Annotated in this window: 16 protein-coding genes; 12 read left to right on the top strand and 4 right to left on the bottom strand. The window is 51.6% G+C overall.

The annotated features are described in order from the left end of the window. Positions 1-7: 7 nt before the first annotated feature. From T495_RS0106135 to T495_RS0106120, 4 genes are read left to right on the top strand one after another with little or no spacing between them, the layout of a single operon-like run. Positions 8-238 carry a ferredoxin family protein gene (locus T495_RS0106135; RefSeq protein WP_028904302.1) on the top strand — a complete coding sequence of 77 codons (231 nt, stop codon included), beginning with the start codon at positions 8-10 and terminating at the stop codon, positions 236-238. A 2-nt stretch (positions 239-240) separates the two neighbouring features. Then, positions 241-1,323 (top strand): 3-methyl-2-oxobutanoate dehydrogenase subunit VorB, encoded by a 1,083-nt coding sequence (locus T495_RS0106130; protein WP_033147970.1) that lies wholly within the window; start codon positions 241-243, stop codon positions 1,321-1,323. Between the two features lie 4 nt (positions 1,324-1,327). Next, positions 1,328-2,098, top strand: a complete 771-nt coding sequence (locus tag T495_RS0106125) for a thiamine pyrophosphate-dependent enzyme (RefSeq protein ID WP_028904300.1) — start codon at positions 1,328-1,330, stop codon at positions 2,096-2,098. Positions 2,099-2,131: 33 nt separating this feature from the next. Then, positions 2,132-2,677, top strand: coding sequence for a 2-oxoacid:acceptor oxidoreductase family protein (locus T495_RS0106120; protein WP_033147969.1), 546 nt, complete (start codon positions 2,132-2,134; stop codon positions 2,675-2,677). 45 nt (positions 2,678-2,722) lie between these two features. Here T495_RS0106120 and T495_RS0106115 read toward each other — a convergent pair whose 3' ends face one another. Next, positions 2,723-4,465, bottom strand: coding sequence for an alpha-amylase family glycosyl hydrolase (locus T495_RS0106115; RefSeq protein ID WP_081832034.1), 1,743 nt, complete (start codon positions 4,463-4,465; stop codon positions 2,723-2,725). A gap of 214 nt (positions 4,466-4,679) precedes the next feature. Here T495_RS0106115 and T495_RS15125 point away from each other — a divergent pair, with 214 nt between their 5' ends. The 5 genes from T495_RS15125 to T495_RS0106090 all read left to right on the top strand — a co-directional run bounded on the left by T495_RS15125 (position 4,680) and on the right by T495_RS0106090 (position 12,205). Next, positions 4,680-6,659 (top strand): HAMP domain-containing sensor histidine kinase, encoded by a 1,980-nt coding sequence (locus T495_RS15125; RefSeq protein WP_081832033.1) that lies wholly within the window; start codon positions 4,680-4,682, stop codon positions 6,657-6,659. Positions 6,660-6,819: 160 nt separating this feature from the next. Next, positions 6,820-7,212, top strand: coding sequence for a heavy-metal-associated domain-containing protein (locus tag T495_RS0106105; protein ID WP_051651881.1), 393 nt, complete (start codon positions 6,820-6,822; stop codon positions 7,210-7,212). Positions 7,213-7,304: 92 nt separating this feature from the next. Beyond that, positions 7,305-10,370, top strand: a complete 3,066-nt coding sequence (locus T495_RS0106100) for a SusC/RagA family TonB-linked outer membrane protein (RefSeq protein ID WP_081832032.1) — start codon at positions 7,305-7,307, stop codon at positions 10,368-10,370. A 12-nt stretch (positions 10,371-10,382) separates the two neighbouring features. Further along, the gene (locus T495_RS0106095) at positions 10,383-11,792 is read left to right on the top strand and encodes a RagB/SusD family nutrient uptake outer membrane protein (protein ID WP_033147968.1); all 1,410 of its coding nucleotides are present in this window, start codon (positions 10,383-10,385) and stop codon (positions 11,790-11,792) included. Positions 11,793-11,812: 20 nt separating this feature from the next. Then, positions 11,813-12,205 (top strand): FMN-binding protein, encoded by a 393-nt coding sequence (locus T495_RS0106090; RefSeq protein ID WP_051651879.1) that lies wholly within the window; start codon positions 11,813-11,815, stop codon positions 12,203-12,205. An 89-nt stretch (positions 12,206-12,294) separates the two neighbouring features. Here the strand turns inward: T495_RS0106090 and T495_RS0106085 are convergent, their stop codons facing one another. Then, the gene (locus T495_RS0106085; protein ID WP_033147967.1) at positions 12,295-12,720 is read right to left on the bottom strand and encodes a thioesterase family protein; all 426 of its coding nucleotides are present in this window, start codon (positions 12,718-12,720) and stop codon (positions 12,295-12,297) included. Between the two features lie 206 nt (positions 12,721-12,926). Between T495_RS0106085 and T495_RS0106080 the strand changes: the two genes are divergently transcribed. Next, complete coding sequence (locus T495_RS0106080; RefSeq protein WP_033147966.1) at positions 12,927-13,310, top strand: hypothetical protein; 384 nt, start codon at positions 12,927-12,929, stop codon at positions 13,308-13,310. Then, positions 13,307-15,244, top strand: coding sequence for a carbohydrate-binding domain-containing protein (locus tag T495_RS0106075; RefSeq protein WP_033147965.1), 1,938 nt, complete (start codon positions 13,307-13,309; stop codon positions 15,242-15,244). Before T495_RS0106080 ends, T495_RS0106075 begins: the two co-directional genes overlap by 4 nt. Positions 15,245-15,529: 285 nt before the next feature. Here the strand turns inward: T495_RS0106075 and T495_RS0106065 are convergent, their stop codons facing one another. Together T495_RS0106065 and T495_RS0106060 are read right to left on the bottom strand one after the other, a co-directional pair. Next, on the bottom strand, positions 15,530-16,396 hold the full coding sequence (locus tag T495_RS0106065; protein ID WP_033147963.1) for a radical SAM mobile pair protein B: 867 nt from the start codon (positions 16,394-16,396) through the stop codon (positions 15,530-15,532). Between the two features lie 154 nt (positions 16,397-16,550). Then, the gene (locus T495_RS0106060; RefSeq protein ID WP_024990707.1) at positions 16,551-17,318 is read right to left on the bottom strand and encodes an MBL fold metallo-hydrolase; all 768 of its coding nucleotides are present in this window, start codon (positions 17,316-17,318) and stop codon (positions 16,551-16,553) included. Positions 17,319-17,460: 142 nt separating this feature from the next. Between T495_RS0106060 and T495_RS0106055 the strand changes: the two genes are divergently transcribed. Further along, complete coding sequence (locus T495_RS0106055) at positions 17,461-18,354, top strand: AraC family transcriptional regulator (protein WP_024990708.1); 894 nt, start codon at positions 17,461-17,463, stop codon at positions 18,352-18,354. The last annotated feature ends 81 nt before the right edge of the window (positions 18,355-18,435 follow it).

The raw sequence follows: 18,435 nt of genomic DNA, 5'->3' as shown, positions 1-18,435 counted from the left end.
ACTGAATATGGCAAAAATGAAAGGCGCTATTGAGGTGAATACCGAGAGGTGTAAGGGATGCAGCCTCTGCATCATCGCTTGCCCTCAGAAGGTTATCGCCCTTGCCAACAAAGTTAATCTGCACGGCTACCCCTACGTGGAGGCTGTCAACGAAGAGGCCTGCGTGGGCTGTGCTTCGTGTGGCATCGTCTGCCCCGATGGTTGTATCACCGTGTATCGTAAAAAAGTGGAGGAGTAATTATGGCACAGGAAAAAGAAGTTGTATTGATGAAAGGCAACGAGGCTATTGCCCACGCTGCTATTCGATGCGGATGCGACGGCTATTTCGGCTATCCTATTACTCCGCAGAGTGAAGTGATTGAGACGCTGGCTGAACTGAAGCCTTGGGAGACTACCGGTATGCAGGTGGTTCAGGCTGAGAGCGAGCTGGCCAGTATCTACATGGTTTATGGTGCTGCCGGAGCCGGTAAGCGTGCCATGACCTCATCTTCGTCTCCTGGTATCGCATTGATGCAGGAGGGAATCACTTACATGGCTGGTGCCGAGGTGCCGGGTGTGTTTGTAAACGTGCAGCGTGGAGGTCCTGGTTTGGGTACCATCCAGCCATCGCAGGGTGACTATTTCCAGGCTACCCGTGGTGGTGGTAATGGCGACTACAAGGTGATTGTACTGGCTCCATCGTCAGTACAGGAGATGGCCGATTTCGTAGATCTCGCCTTCGAGTTGGCATTCAAGTATCGTAACCCTGCCATGATTCTGAGCGATGGTGTGATCGGTCAAATGATGGAGAAGGTAGTTCTGCCTCCATTCAAGCCCCGTCGTACTGACGAGGAGGTAATCAAGGAGTGTCCTTGGGCTTCAACTGGTAAGCCAAAGAACCGCGAGCGCAATGTGATTACATCGCTCGAACTGAAGCCTGAGATTATGGAGCAGCGCAACCTGGCTCTACAGGAGAAGTATCGTAAGATTCAGGAGAACGAGGTTCGCTTCGAGCAGCAGCAGATGGACGATGCCGAGTATGCAATCGTAGCCTTCGGTAGTGCTGCCCGTATTGCCGAGAAGAGCGTAGAGATTGCTCGCGAACAGGGTATCAAGGTTGGTCTGTTCCGTCCTATCACACTGTTCCCATTCCCTGAGAAACAGATTGCCGAGCTCGCCAAGAAGGTGAAGGGTATCCTGGTGGCTGAGATCAATGCTGGTCAGATGGTACAGGATGTTCGTCTGGCTGTTAACGGCGCTGTGCCCGTAGAGCAGTTCGGACGTCTGGGTGGTATCGTTCCCGATCCTGAGGAAATTGTTAATGCACTGAAAAAGGTAATGTAAGACTATGGATAGAAATCAAATAGTTCAACCAGAGAACATCGTCTGCAAGAAGCCGACGCTGATGAACGACAACAATATGCACTACTGCCCAGGCTGTAGCCACGGTGTAGTTCATAAGCTTATTGCCGAGGTCATCGAAGAGATGGGTATGGAAGACAAGACCGTAGGAGTATCGCCTGTAGGTTGTGCCGTCTTCGCTTATAATTATATTGATATCGACTGGCAGGAGGCTGCCCATGGTCGTGCACCCGCACTGGCGACAGGTATCAAGCGTACCTGGCCCGACCGTCTGGTATTCACCTATCAGGGCGATGGCGACCTGGCATGTATCGGAACCTGTGAAACCATTCATGCGCTGAACCGTGGTGAGAACATCGTGATTATCTTCGTCAACAATGCCATTTATGGTATGACTGGTGGTCAGATGGCACCAACCACACTGATTGGTCAGAAGACCTCTACCTGTCCTTACGGTCGTGATCCTGAGATTCACGGTTATCCTTTGAAGATGGCCGATATCGCTGCAGGATTGGAGGGCACCTGCTACGTTACTCGTCAGAGTGTGGAGAGTGTAGCCTCAATCAACAAGGCCAAGAAGGCACTGCGCAAGGCATTCGAGGCTTCGATGGCTGGCAAGGGCTCTTCGTTGGTAGAGTTCGTTTCAACCTGTAACAGCGGTTGGAAACTTTCTCCTGCTAAGGCTAACGAGTGGATGAAGGAGAACATGTTCCCCTTCTATCCAAAGGGTGACCTTAAAGACACGACCAACCTTTAAAGGTAAAAAGGTAAAAAAGTAAAAAGGTAAAACATGAAGAAGGAAATAATTATTTCAGGTTTCGGAGGTCAGGGCGTGCTCTCAATGGGTAAGATTCTGGCTTATAGTGGACTGATGGAGGATAAGGAGGTAACATGGATGCCGGCTTACGGTCCTGAGCAGCGTGGTGGTACAGCCAACGTAACAGTGATTGTGAGCGACGAGCGCATCTCTTCGCCTATCCTGAGCAAGTACGATATTGCAGTGGTACTCAATCAGCCCTCACTCGAGAAGTTTGAACCCAAAATCAAACCCGGTGGCATTCTGATTTACGATGGCTTCGGTATCATCAACAAGCCAACCCGTAAGGATATCACCGTGTATGAGATCAATGCCATGGACAAAGCTGCCGAGATGAAGAACGGTAAGGTGTTCAATATGATTGTGCTGGGTGGACTCTTGAAGGTTGCTCCTGTTGTGAGCGATAAGGGTGTAGAGAAGGCTCTCTACAAGACACTCCCTGAGCGTCATCACGGATTGATTCCCCTCAACATGGAGGCTCTGAAGGAAGGAGCCAATATTATTGAGGAGCAGAAATAAATAACGAAGAATCCCCGCCAGCAATGGTGGGGATTCATTTTTTTCTTATAAGAGTTTTACGATAGCGTACGATGTAGGTGGCATGTGGATGGTCATGCTGCCATTCTTTTTATTGCTGAGAATGGTGAATCGGTCGCCAGCCAGCACCTTGGTCTTCTTGAATTTGATATTCACCGGGAATGTGGCGTCCGAAGCCTGGGCTCTGGGGTTGAGCATCACGAGCACCACATCTTTTCCAGCCGCACGCGCATACACAAAGGGATAGGCACTCTGCTCCTTGGTCAGCGGGTACAGTGGTACAAACTCCGCATAGTCGGCCAGTGCAGGCTCGCTATGATGGAGTGCTATCAGCTGTCGGGTCTTGTTGAGCAGCGAGTTGGGATTGCGCTCCTGCGCAGCTACATTGGGTGCGTTGGGGTCGGGATCCACAGGCAGGTAGAGCTGCTCGGCATTGCATGTTGAGAATCCGAGATTTTTATCCTGGCTCCACTGCATGGGTGTGCGGGCTCCGTTGCGTGGCTGATAGGCACCTTCCACCTGCGGCCAGCTGGTTGGCAACTGGCGCATACCTATCTCGTTGCCGTAATAGAGGAAGGGCACGCCTGGCATGGTGAATCCGAAGGCATAGATAATCTCGAGTTCCTTGTCAGTACGCTTATTACCCAGACGGGCGTTGTCGTGGTTACCCATTGGCAGACTGATATAGCCTTTGCCCAATGTTTTCTGATACTGGTCCATATAGCTCTCCAGGAAAGCACGCACGTCGCCCTTGCCTTCGGCATCGAAGTAGCTGTGGCCTTCGCTCACGCCGTTCAGAATGCGCCAGCTCTCCTTCTGGAACAAGTCGTTATAGCCTTTGAACCAATGGAAGAAATCCACGTGGAAACAGTTGTCGAGCGCATCGGCCGGATACGACCATTCTGCCACCATGAAGCCCTGTGGATACTCCTTTTCGAGCAGCTGTCGGATCTCGCGCCAGAAGAGCTTGGTTTCGTTCTCGTTGGTGTTGAAGAACTGCTCGTTGCCACGCACGCGACGCGTCTTGACCAGCGCGCCCGCCATATCGGCACGGAAACCGTCGCAGCCCATATCCATCCAGAATCGTAGCACCTTCTTCAGATCCTCGCGCATCGCCAGCACATCGGGATGGTTGGTGGGCAACTGCCATTTCTGGTTGGGGTCGGGATTGGCGAAGCCGAAGTTGAGCGCCGGCTGGCACCAGTAGAAATTACGCATGAACTGACCGTTGCGCTGACCGTAGCCCTTCACAAACTGACCTGCGAACTCGAATGGGGGATCCACCCAGTTGGTCTCGGTCCAGATATAGTAGTTGGAGTATTTGTTCTTCTCCTGTTTCTGCGAGGCCACAAACCAGGGATGATCGATGGCTGTATAACTGATCACGTAGTCGAAGATCACGTGCATGCCGCGCTTGTGCGCTTCGTCAAACAGCAACTTGGCATCCTCGTTGGTACCATAGCGAGGCGCAATCTTGTAGTAGTCGCGAATGTCGTAGCCAGCATCGTTAAAAGGCGAATCGAAGAAGGGGTTGAACCAGATGGCATCTACACCAAGGCTTTTGACATAGTCCAGTTTGCTGATGATACCCTTCAGGTCGCCGATACCGTCGCCGTCAGAGTCGCAGAAGGTCTGCGGATAGATTTGATAGAACACCGCGTTCCTTGCCCAATCGGGCACTTTCGGAACTTCGTACTTGCCTGTGATGGTCTGCGCCTGGAGAGATAGTGCCCCCATGACGGCCATCATGGATAAGATCATTTTCTTCATACGAGTTAATGTTTAGGAGTATTAATTTTTATAATCTCGTGGGGCAAAGATACGTTATTATTTTTTGATTCCCAAATTCTATAACATTCATTTTGATTTTTTTTATCAAGAAATACGTGTTTTTTCAAATTATTTGTGATAAAAGCATGGTTCATGCCAGAATTATTTGTATTTTTGCAATCTGAATTGTTAATCACGGAACGAATTGTTAAGAATGAAAAGAAATCTATTAACCCCTGCGATATCCATAGCTGTCGTATGCCTTTTGCTGATGTCCCTTGCAGGATGTCACAACGATGCTTCATTCAAGAAACGCTGCGATGATGCGGAACGTATGGTGTACTTTGCCTATCTCGACAAGGATTACAACCGCATACTTGAACTGACCGACAGCGTGGAGAAATTAGGACTCTTTTCGGAGGGAAAAGCCGACTATTGGATGGGTTATGCTTACGACCGCATGATGCAGAAGCGTATGGCCGAGTTGTATTGGAAACGGGGTCTTACGGCAGTTGAGAATTCGACTGGCGACGATAATATCAGCGTGTATGCAGGTATTGCCCACCGACTGGCAGGATTGAAGTATTTGTGGGGAGAGTATGAGGAGGCACTGAAGATAGCCCAACCAGCCATCGACCGACTGGAGAAACTGGGCTGCGACACCACGAGCGAATACACCAATCTGCTGATTTATGCTGGCTGTTGTCAGAGTCGGCATGGTCTCAGCGAGCAAGCTACAAATAATATTTTTAATCGCGCATACGATTTGCATCTCGACTTTATCAAGCGTCATCCTTATGCCACATCCTATCGTGATGCCATCGTGGGCGTTATCAGTATCAGCTATAATTATATCGAGATTCATGACTACGAGAAAGCCCTGATATGGCTGGATCGTATGTCAGAACTCATCCGAGGCTATGAGCCAGTCAAGGATGCCCGACCGGATTATGCCGAAAAGCAGTGGGCCCGCTATTATATCTATCGCGCCATCACCCTCGAGGGTCTGCACCGTTCAGAAGAGGCTGCTGAGTGCTATCATACCTTTCTGAAAACAGGTATGAGCCGTACACCCGAAGGCAAGAACTTGGGTGGAACCTATCTAGGCGTGGCAGGCCGCTGGCAGGAGGCTGCCGACAATTTCAAGAACCTGAAAGAGCTCATCAAGGAATACAAGGTAGACTATACGCTCGAGATGATTCAGAAAGTGATGCTAAAGAAATACGAGGCCAACCGCAATGCAGGCAGGTTGGATTCGGCTAAAGCTATCAGTGTGGATATTATTGAGCACCTCGACTCGGCCATCAACGTGTCGCGCCATGCCGATGCCGTAGAGCAGGAGGCAGTGCATCAGAAAGAGCTTGAGATGGCAGCTGAGCGTGAAAAGATTCTGCATACCCGCCAAGCCTGGCGCATCATGGCGCTGATTATCCTGATACTGATTATGCTGATTTACATTGTCCTGCGCCACCGCTCACAAGCCCGTTTGGCCAAGGCGCTCGAGCGCGCTAAGGAGTCGGATCGTATGAAGACGGCATTCGTTCAGCACATCAGTCACGAGATACGCACACCACTCAATATCATTACAGGCTTTGCGCAGGTGGTGAGCAATCCCGACTACGATCTGAGCGTCGAGGACCGCAACCGCATCATGGCCGACATCAGTCATAACACCACTGAGATTACCAACTTTGTAAACGAGCTGCTGGAGCTGTCGGAGAGCGAGAGCCAAAGTATGTATCAGCTTAACGATGAGGTAGATGTAACGGCCGTCTGTCAGGAGGCCATCGATGCCAGCGAGGCTACCAACCAAGGCCGACTGGCGTTGAGTGTGAACAGCGAGCTGCCCGATGGCTATCGCCTGAAGAGTAATGCCGCAGCCATCCGCAAGATTCTCGACCGTCTGATGAGCAATGCTTTGAAGTTTACCGATAAGGGTAGGGTAACCATCTATATAAAAACCGTAGATAGCCAGTTGGAGATTGCCGTAGAGGATACCGGCAAAGGCATCCCACGCGACCAGCAGGAGCGCGTCTTCGAGCGGTTCTACAAAGTCGATTCGTTTGTGCAGGGCATCGGTCTAGGGCTTACTGTAGCCCGTCGTTCAGCCCAGCTCCTCGGCGGCACCCTCACCATCGATCCAAATTACACCGCCGGCGCCCGCTTCGTCATCAGCTTGCCAGTGACTATTTAAAATACCTACTTGTGATTAATCGCAAATGTTGCGTTAAAATGTTGCGCAATGCTTAAAACCCCGTGTTTTAGGTATTGCGTAACTGATTTTTTCGCCGTACCTTTGCACTCGTTTTTAAACAACCATTTTTATACATTTATTAATTTAAACTTTAAAAGAGATGAAAAAGATTGTAATGATGATGTTTGCTGCTCTGTTCGCGATGAACGTATTGGCAGACAACGTGAAGTTCAAGGTAACCAACATTCGCTGTCAGAACTGCGCTAAGCGTGTAGAGAAGACCCTGAAAGCCAACGAGGCTGTAAAGGAAGTGAGTGTGGACTTACAGGCCAAGACCGTAAGCGTGAGCTACGATGCAGAGAAGGCTAATGCCGAGGCCCTGCTGAAAACCCTGACCGACGCTAAGTATCAGGCCGAGATCCTGAAACAATGCGATGGCAAGAAGGGCGGCTGCGGTAAGCACGAAGGAAAGGAAGGTGGTTGCGGTAAGCACGAGGGCAAGCAGGGTGGCTGCGGTCATCACGCCCAGAAAGAGGCCGAGGCCCAGAAGTAACATTAACCATTAATGAAAAGGCACCACGCTGTTGCGGTACTACGGCAATAGAAGTGCAACAGCGGTGGTGCCTTACTTATTTTCAGATAAGCATGGCAAAAGTATATAATTTGGTTGAGACCATCGTAGGGTGGCCTCTGAAAACACGAGTATATTTCGCATTATTAACACTATTTTTCCTTTTTTCTCAATATACGGAGGCTCATCCGCTTAAAGGTAAGGTGGTTGATGCCAACGGCAATCCGCTGATAGGCGCTACCATCAGGGTGAACAACTCGAAAGAGGGAACCGTAGCCGATGCCGAGGGAAACTTCAACCTGCAGTTGACTTCGAACAAACTGCCGGTTATACTCACCATCAACTATCTGGGTTATGAGAAACAGGAAGTGAAGGTGATGAGTAACAAAAGCAATCTGGGCACCATCAAGCTGCACGAGGATGGCTATTCGCTCAACGATGTGGTAGTGGTGGGCTACGGTCAGCAGTCGCGCAAGAAGCTGACTGGTGCTGTATCGAAAGTGAAGGGCGACGTGGTGAGCGAGGCCACACAGGATGCCCCCATCATGGCCCTGCAGGGAACGGCATCGGGCGTGTATGTGGCGCAGGCATCGGGTGTGCCAGGAGGTGGTTCAACCAGTATGGTTATCCGTGGTGCCAGCACCCTTTCGAGCGACCAAGAACCGCTCTATATCGTGGATGGCGTGCCCTTGAACTCTAACCCTGAGAACCCCATCGCCTACACATCGACCGGACTGTTGGGACTGCCCGACGAGCTGTCGCTCATCAACCCTAACGACATTGAGAGTATCGAGGTGCTGAAGGATGCCGACGCCACTGCCATCTATGGTACGCGCGGATCGAAAGGTGTGGTACTGATTACCACCAAGAAAGGTCGCGAGGGGCGTGTGAAGGTGAACCTGAAGATGAGCACCACCGCCCAGTTTATGAGCAAACGACTCGACTTTCTGAATACGGAGGAATATACCGCTTTGCGCCGCAAGGCCTTCGAGGCTGATAAGGCTAAGGGCTACGTGACGGATGCCGACCTGACACCAGCCAAGTTCCCCGACCTGACACTCTGGGACCAACAAACCACCTACGACTGGCAGGATATCCTGTTCGGCAATACCGCTTGGGGCACCGACATACAACTGAACGTGTCGGGTGGCAACAAGAACACATCGTTCATGATTAGCGGTGGCTACTACAGTTCGGGTACCGTGACCGTTGGCGACGATAAGTACACCCGCTGGACGGGGCGTTCTAACGTGCAGCACCAGAGCGACGACCACCGTCTGCACCTGGATGCAGGCATATCGGTGACCAAGCTCACGATGGATGCCGATGCTGCAGGAGCAGGCTATTCGGCTGTGGCATCGCAGCCAAACTTACCGCCATACGATGAGAACGGCGAGCCCTACTGGCTGTTGGACAACAGTAACTTCGATGCTCCGCTCAGCATCCTGAACTATAGCGGCACCAACGATGCCACATCGCTCAACGCCAGCTTCAACGGTAGCTATCGCCTCTGGGACCAGTTGGCCGCCAAGGTGCAGATGGGCTACAACTACAGCTCGAGCAACCAGCAGAATCTGTACCCCCGAAGCTACTATCATCCGCTGAGCACCACCGCCTATAACCAGGCGCGCTACTTCACGATGACCACCAGCACGCTGATAGTAGAACCGCAGCTTACCTACAATTGCCAGTTGCTGGGCGGTAAGGCCGACTTCCTGTTGGGCGCCACCTATCAGAACGGCGATACCCATACCATCCTGCTGTACGGACAGAAGTATCCTGGCGACATATTCCTGAAGGATGCCAATGCCGCATCGCTCATCAATTATCACCAGAACCCTTCGACACAGACCAAGAGTGCATCGTTCTTCGGACGCATCACCTACGACTGGCAGGACCGCTATCTGCTCAACGCCACCTTCCGTCGCGACGGTTCGTCACGCTTTGGTAAGAACCACCGCTATGGCAACTTCTACTCGGTAGGACTGGGCTGGCTGTTCAGCAACGAGAAGTTTATCAAGGATAATCTGAAGTGGCTGAGCTACGGAAAACTGCGCGTGTCGACCGGACGTACAGGTAACGACGGTATCACCGACTATCAGTACATGACCAAGTACGCCACCAGCCAGTATCCCTACGAGGGCAGCGTGGGTATTGTGCCCAGCAATCTGGCTAACGACGACCTGCATTGGGAGACTACCGATAAGTTCGACGTTGGACTGGAACTGGGTTTCTTCAACGATCGCATCCTGTTCACCGCCAACTACTATCACAACACCAGCAAGGACCTGCTCACTCGCCTCTATCTGCCCAACCAGACCGGATTCTCGTATATGATGTCGAACCTGGATGCAGAGATTGTGAACAAGGGACTGGAGCTGGAACTGAACACGCAGAACATCAAGACCAAGGACTTCCGCTGGACCACACAGTTCACCCTTACCATCCCCAGCAACAAGCTCACCAAGTTTAAGGACCTGGCTAACTCGGGCTATTACAACACCTACGAGATAGGTAAGTCGGTCAATATCATCCGTGGTTACAAGTATTTAGGCGTTGACAATCAGACGGGTGTGCCCATGGTGCAAGACCAGAACGGCGACGGCAAGATTAACAGCAACGACGACTATATCACCCTGGGCAGCAAAGACCCTAAATACTACGCCGGACTGCAGAACACCATCAAGTGGAAGAACCTGACTTTCGACTTCAGCCTGTACTACCGCAACAAGCCCATGGAGTATGGTTATCTATGGAGATTCTACAACCCCATCGGCATGAGCCAGAACGTGACTCGCGAGATGGCCAGCAACTACTGGACCACACCGGGTGTTGACGCCAAGTATCCAGGACTGACCACCACCAGCGCCAGCGACATCTACGATGCCTACTACCGCTATATGTCGTATAGCGACGCCGCCTTCAGCACGGGTAGCTATCTGCGCCTGCAGAACGTGCGACTGGCTTACGACTTCGACCAGAAACTGGTGGGCCGACTGGGCATCAGCGCCCTGCAGCTCTATGTACAGGGCAAGAATCTGCTGACCATCACCAACTACGACGCTTACGATCCTGAGACAGGAGATGCCTCGGTTCCGCCCACACAGTCGGTGGTGTTCGGATTAAACGTAACATTCTAATTATTAATAGGTATGAAACAGAAATATATCGCATTATCATTAGTCACCGCCCTTGCACTCAGCTCGTGCGAGAGCCTGCTCGAGATAGATCCGCCTACCGACTCGCTGACAGCCGATGTGACATTCTCCACACCCGAAGGCATACGTACTGCGGCTACGGGATTCTATACAGACAACTTCCTGAACAACCTGATGTACTATCAGGGACTGGAGCTCTACGTCAGTCAGCTGAGCGACGAGCTGCTGGCACGTTCAGGCCAGTTTGCCGATCTGAGTCAGAACAACTATAACTCGTCGTCCAACTATATCCCCAACCTGTGGAGTGCCCCTTATTCGAGCATCTATGGCGCCAACGACTTCCTGGGCCATGTTGAGGGCTCGACGGTGATACCAGCCGACGAGCTGAACAAGTATCGTGGCGAGGCGCTGTTTTTTCGCGCCAACGCTTATTTCTACCTGGTTAATCTCTTTGGCGATGTACCTCTGCTCACTACTTACGATGTGAGTGTGACAGCTACTGCACCACGCACACCTAAGGCCGAGGTGTACCAGCAGATCATAGCCGACCTGCAGCAGGCGCAACAGTATCTGAAGGATGCCGGCAATGGCACCACCCGTATCTCGGCCGATGCTGCCACAGCCCTGTTAGCCCGCGTGTATCTCTATACCGAGCAATGGGATAAGGCCATCAGCGAGGCCAACAAACTGATTCCTGCTGCCGATGGCGGACAGGGCAGCAAATATGCACTCGAAACAATCCAGCGCGTATTCCTCTCAACCAGCAGCGAGGCCATCCTGCAGAGCAATCAGGAGGGATTCATCGGTACAGGCAGCTACGTGGGCTACACCCGTATCGGCAATCTGTTTATCCCCAACGCCCGCGCCACTTACGCCAACTATTACTTCTGCGACGAACTGGCAGCCGACCTGCGTTCGGAGCCTGCCGACCAGCGTAACGAGTGGATAGGAGAAAAGGCAGGCAGCGGCGGCAAAACCTATTACTATCCCTATAAATACAAGAACATGACCACCCCCGCCAGCGCGGCCGACTACGAGAGCTACGTGATTCTACGACTGGCAGAGATGTATCTGATACGTGCCGAGGCCAGCGCTCATCAGGGCGACGCTGCACAGGCTGTAGCCGACATCAACAAGATTCGCCATCGTGCCGCCCTCAGCGACTATACCGGCAGCCAGAGCAAGGACAGTCTGTTGTTGGAGATCGAGAGTCAGCGGCGCAAGGAGTTCTTCTTCGAGTGCGGTCATCGCTGGATGGACCTGAACCGTACGGGTCGTGCCGACGCCATCTACAGCCAGACCAGCTACAAGAAGGTGAACTGGAAGTCGTACAAGTCGCTGCTGCCCATCCCCGAGCAGCAGATAGGTCGCAACCACAACCTCACGCAGAATCCGGAATATTAATTTCAAAACAGATAATAGCAATGAATAGTAAAGTTAAACTGCTTAGCATCTTAGGACTGGCGCTCTGTATTCAGAGTGCTGGTCTTAAAGACGACACCATCACCAAAGAGGATGGTATGTACATCGTTAACACTACGGAATTAGGTAAGCATATCGAGGGCTATAACGGTCCCACGCCGCTGAAAATCTACATCAAGAAGAACAAGGTGGTTAAGATTGAAGCCCTGAAGAATCAGGAGACTCCCAAATACTATGCCCGCGTGAAGAAGGCACTGTTTGAGAAGTGGAATAACCTGAAGGTAAGCGAGGCCCAGAAGCTGCAGGTAGATGGTGTGACTGGCGCCACCTATACGTCCGAAGCGGTGATCAAGAACGTACAAGCCGGTTTGGATTATTACAAGAAGCATAAGTAATTCCCAAATAATCATAAATCCCAAGGCAGAATTGCAATGCCTTGGGATTTATTTAAATGATGGTGCAGCGAAGGCTGAGCCAAACTATTTTATAGTCCGTCGTGGTCGCTGATGGCCTTGCGCCATTCGTCGGGAAACGGTATGGACTGCTTATGTTCCAAATCATATAGCACCAATATCGACAGGCAGCGGCTCTTTACCTCCTGCGTATCGGTGTCAAAGATTTCCTGTTCGAGATGGAAGCTCTTGTTGCCGAGCTTGGCGGTACGGGTGCGGACGGCAATATGGTCAGAGCCTTTTATCTGGGCAAAGAACTCCACCTCTATCTTCACTACGAAGATTGCATATCGATCCCAGTCGAAGCCTTTGCATACGGTGGACACATAGTCAGTCTTACCAGAGTCGTAGAACTGAAAATATATGGTATTGTTCACGTGTCCGAACTTGTCAACGTCGTTGAAACGTATCTGCAGGGGCACCACATTGTGAAACTCGTAAATTCTTTCTTCTGCCATCTTGATTTCCTCATCTTTTGTTTTCGCGTGCAAAGGTACTACTTTCTCAGCAGAATCCGCACAATAATTGAAAATTAATGCTTATCTTTGTCGCTGTAAACTTGATCTTCTGATTCGCAGAAAGAATCGGGGCGTTCGTTGAAGATATTTGGAGAAAGTGCCTATAATCTCTATCTTTGCAAAATAAATATATCTACGACGAAAGTATGAAAAAGAACTTGTTAATTCTGATGATGTTGGTAGGAGCGCTGACGGCGCAGGCCAAGGACTACACCTATTTGACTTTTGAGACGACGGACGGGGCGAAAGCCTCCGTGGACGTATCGTCGCTGCCAGTGACGATTAATCTCGACAGCTCGACACTCACCATCGGTTCGCAATCGTTCAGCCTCGCGAACCTGAGTAAGATGTATTTCTCGACATCGGATGAAACATCTGCTACTGGCATCAGCGAAGTGATGAAGGCCGACTTGGACGAGGCTACCGAAATCTATGATTTACAGGGCCATAAGGTGAGCAAGAACCAGATGCGCCGTGGCGTGTTTGTGATTAAGACAAAACAGAGAACCTTTAAACTGAACGTAAAATGAAACGCACATCATTCTCTATGATAGTCCTCGTGCTGACGATAGCAGCCTGGGGGCAGACGCTGAAGATCACTACGAGTAGCGGTACAACATCCTATAACGCAGCTGACGTAACATCGAGTTCGCCAGCTACATTCAGCAATGGCACATCGATGACCATTGGCTCTGATACATACACGCTCAGCAATATCACGAGTATGCAGATAGCCAGTAGCAGTTCTTCAACGGTAGATGCCAATACTGTAAACATTATATATAATGGATCTTCGGCTACGGTGACAATGGCCGACAATGTAGCCTCCTATGTTACGGCCGAGGTGAGTGGTGCTCATGTAAGCATCACCCAGAGTAACACAGCAGCTATCGACGACGACGAGATAACCTACGTGCTCAGCGGTTCGACGACCGACGGCTCGCTGACGCTGGCAGGATCGTACAAATGTACGGTATCGCTTGAAGGTGTAACACTGACCAACCCTAATGGTGCGGCTATCAACATCACCAACTCGAAACGTATACAAATCAACGCTAAGAAGGGCACTAAGAGCACACTGACCGACGGTAGTGGCTCGCAAAAGGCCTGCCTATACTCGAAAGGGCAGATACAGCTACAGGGTAATGGTACGCTGAACGTGGTGGGTAACTATAAGCACGGCATCAAGTCGGCCTCGTATATCACCATCAAGAACCTGACGCTGAACATCACATCGACCGTAAGCGACGGCATCAACTGCGAGGAGTATTTCCAGATGAAGAGCGGTACGGTGACCATCAGCGGAGTGGGGGACGACGGCATACAGTGCGACCTGGGCGGTACAACATCGACGGGCGAGACCACCGACCACGAGGACGAAGACACCGGCAACGTATATCTGGAAGGCGGTACGCTGACCATAACCACTACAGCAGCGACCTCGAAAGGTATCAAGGCTGATGGAAGCATGACCGTCAGTGATGGAACTTACACCATAAGCACCACAGGAAGTGCTGCGTGGGATAGCGACGATAGTGAGGTGAAGGCTTGTGCGGCGATGAGTGCCGATGGTAATATGACAATCAGCGGTGGCATACTGACGCTTACCAGTAGTGGCAGCGGTGGGAAGGCCATCAGTGTGAATGGTACGCTCACCATCAGTGGCGGCGAAACTTCGGCTATCACCACCGGACAGATAGCCTACTGTTCGAGCACCAGCAATACCACCATCCGCACTGCTACCAGCTCGAGCACCACCGAGAATCTGGCCGACGCGCTGAAGACATCACCGAAGGCTATCAAGGCCGACGGAGCGATGACTATCAGCGGCGGTACGACCTGTGCAAAGGCCAGCTACCACGAGGCAGTGGAGACAAAGAACACGCTCGACGTGACGGGCGGTGTAATCTATGCTTATTCATCAGACGATGCCATCAACTCGGCCAGCACGATGACGCTCTCGGGTGGCTATGTGGGGGCTTACTCTACCGGTAATGATGCCATCGACTCTAATGGAAACCTGTACATCAAGGGTGCTACGGTATTTGCCTATACCACCAAGAGCAGTCCCGAGGTGGCTATCGACGCTAACACCGAGGGCGGCTACAAACTCTATGTACAGAGCGGAACGCTATATGCCTATCCGTCGCTCGAAAGCGGATCATCGCTCACACAGTCGTGCTATACGGCATCGCTCAGCACCAGCAACTGGTATTCGTTCACCCAGAGCGGAATGGCCTTTGCCTTCAAGGTTCCTGCTGCAGGCACATGGATTGTATCGGGAGGCAGCTCGCTCTACAGTGTTTCGAAGAGTAATGGCACCACTATCTTTGATGGCTACGGAGCTACTGGCGCCACGGTAAGCAGTGGCTCGTCGGTCAGTCTCACGTCATACTCTGGCGGCGCTTCAGGCGGTGGTGGCGGTAACCAGCCTGGCGGTGGTGGTCCAGGCGGTTGGCATTGATTCTCACAGAAAATGAGAATAACCGTGCAATTAATGCGATTATGAGAGTGATGGAGTGCATAAACATACGTCCTGACCAGATAGGGACTGAGAAGAAGGAGAACTGCAAGTTTACAAACGTGCAGGTTCTGAATCTTCTGGTGCTGTTCCCGTTTTTTGTCGTCAGGAATGCATACCGATGGAGCGGGCATACGAGTTAGAGTAACGGCTTGTTAATGCTGCAAAATAAAACCGCATACGGCAGTATTGTACGTATGCGGCAATATAATTGAAATCGAAGTCATGCTATCGCGTCAGCCTGATTTCCTCGTGGTAGAAATAGTTGACCACGACGGGATGGCCATACTCTGAGCGACCATAGGGCAGGTCGTTGATGACGTAGGGCATCTGGTGCTCCTTCGTGTAGGCTTCCACCTGCAGGGCGAGCGTCTGCCAGTAGTCACGGCGCTTGCGCTTGTAGATGTCGTCGTAGAGCGGTAGCAGGTCGGGATGCTCTTCGCGGATGTACTGCATGATGGTGGGCTTGAACTGTCCGCGAAGGTTCAGGTTCTCCAGCCATACAAGGTCAGAATAATCCTTAACACGCTCGATGATGGCAAAGACATCGGTAATGCCTGGGAAGATGGGTGACACGAAGCAGACGGTGCGGATGCCCGACTCATAGACCTGCTTCATTGCAGCCAGTCGTCGCTCGATGCTGGGCGCATCGTCCATCGCTTCCTTGAACTGCTCGTCGAGGGTGTTTACAGACCACGATACCGTGACGCGCTTGAACGTTTTCAGCAGGTCGAGGTCACGCAACACGAGGTCGCTCTTCGTGGTGACGATAATCTCGCAGTCGGCACCCTGTAGCTGTTCCAGCAGTGCACGGGTACGCTTGTATTCAGCCTCCTGCTCGTTGTAGCCGTCTGTCACCGAACCGATGACGATGCGCTCGCCGTCGTACTTGTGCGGATTGGTTATGGCAGGCCAGTACTTCACGTCGAGGAAAGTCCCCCACGGCTCGGTATGACCTGTGAAGCGCTTCATAAAAGAGGCGTAACAGTACTTGCAGGCATGGGTACAGCCCACGTACGGATTGACGGAATAACCGCCCACAGGCAGCGATGACTTTGTCATCACCGACTGCACTTGTTTGTCATTTAAAATCATAACCCTGTTGTTTTAATACTTCCTTAAATTCCTGTGGCAACTCCTGTACCATATTTGCCTCCCCCATAATGGGAACGAGGTCTTCCTTCATGAAAACGGGAATGTTCAGCCGGTGTGCCTCAGGTCTTTGAAACAAACACTCATCGTCTCTCGTTTACTTGCTGACATTTACGCTCTCACCGTCCTCGGGAATGTGGACGCGCCCAGCCACTCCATGCTCCCTGGCAGCCTGAAGGAGTGCGGCACGGGTGACGTGATTGTGGTTCACGCCCTCCAGGTGGGTGGCCACGAAGGTGGCCTTCGGTGCGTAGTCCATCGTCTTCAGCACATCGGGAATGTGCATGATGACATGCCCTCCCACATGAAACTTGTTGCCGCCAGCATTGACTATCACCACATCGGGCTGCCAGCGGTCAAGGTTGCGACGCACACCACTATACCAGATGGTGTCGCCAGCCAGATAGGTCGTAGGCTCCGCAGGGTGCTGGAACACATAGCCGCAGGTGTGGCCGGCCTTCGGCAGCATCCACCAGTGGCCGTGATGGCTCTCAGCCTTCGACAGACGAACATCGCCCAGCTGCATCTCGCCCTCAATCACTTTCACCTGCTTGAACCCATGCGACACGACCACCTCACGGTCCAGCTCGTCCTGCACGACGATGAGCATTTCCTTCGGCAGCTGCTCATAAGCGGCATCGTCTATGTGGTCAGTGTGCAGATGGGTCAGCAACACGCAGTCCACATCCCTTAATAGTTCGTCCACCGTCATCGGCAGGTCGTGAATCGGGTTGCGCAATTCCTGATGGTGCGAGAACGGGAACGGAGGCATACAGCCCTTTTCGCCCAGCATGGGGTCTATCAGCATCACCTTACCGGCATACTCAATCTTAATCGTAGCGTTTCTAATCTGTTGAATCTTCATGTTCTTTTCTGTTTTTTTGATTTCTGGGTGCAAAGGTACGGCGAAATGTTAAAGATGTCTATACCAGAACAACATGTTGTTATGCCATTTTGATAAATCACGCTTTTTTCGTACCTTCGCAGCCGAAATCATATAAAGAGGTATGGCAAAAACAACATACAGGCTCGTAGAGGTGCCTTTCAGCAAGACGGAATGTGGTGTAGATTTCTTTATCAACACCGCCCATGGTAGTGAGCGGAGGGGCGTGCTGACGGAATACCCCGTGTTCAAGACCGATTTTTTCGAGATGTTCTTCTTCCGTAAGGCCAATGGCTATCTGTTGCTGGGCTACCAGAAGATAGAACTGCGCGATGGCATGGTGCTCATACTGAAGCCCCACCAGCAGCAGGAATGGCACATTGACGAAGATGCCCTCGACTACGATTTCCTTATCTTCCGCAACGACTTCATGCGTACGTTTATTGCCGACAAGTTCTTTGTCTATCGCCTGCAGTACTGCCAGCAGACCGACACGCCACCATACTTCATGGCAACAGCCGACGAACTGACGGAATACGAACGGCTGCTGAAGAAAATCCGCAGCGAACTGCGCCAGCCTGTAGCCGACAGCTACCATATCATCGTCAGCGTGCTCTACTATCTGCTGGCCGTCTTGAACCGACGCTATACCGAGACATATAGTCTGCCCTTTGAACTGCCGAAGAACCACTACGCTTTCCTGTTTGTGGAACTGATGGAGCAGCACATCCGCGACCTGCAGCGTGTGCAGGAATATGCCGACCTGATGCACGTCAGCCGGGTGACGCTTAACCAGAGCGTCATGGCGCAATATGGTGTTCCAGCCACCGTCCTGCTGAAGCAACGCCTGCTGGCCGAAATCAAGAACGGACTGTTGTTCAGCCACAAGACGGTCAGCGAGATTGCCTACGACTTCCACTTCTCAGAGCCTTCACATCTGATGCGGTTCTTCAAGAAAGCCACAGGCAAGACGTGTACACAATTCCAGCAAGAATACGAGAATGGAACGTTTGAATAACTGCCCACCACCGCAATGGTTGTAGGTCGGACAGGATATGTATAAATTAGTCGCTTGATGAATGAATATTCACTTGCGAAA

Origin of the sequence: Prevotella sp. P6B1, assembly GCF_000702825.1 — a bacterium.
Classification (GTDB): domain Bacteria; phylum Bacteroidota; class Bacteroidia; order Bacteroidales; family Bacteroidaceae; genus Prevotella.
Note: the sequence above shows the minus strand (reverse complement) of the source record. Positions and strands in the feature narration are given on the sequence as shown.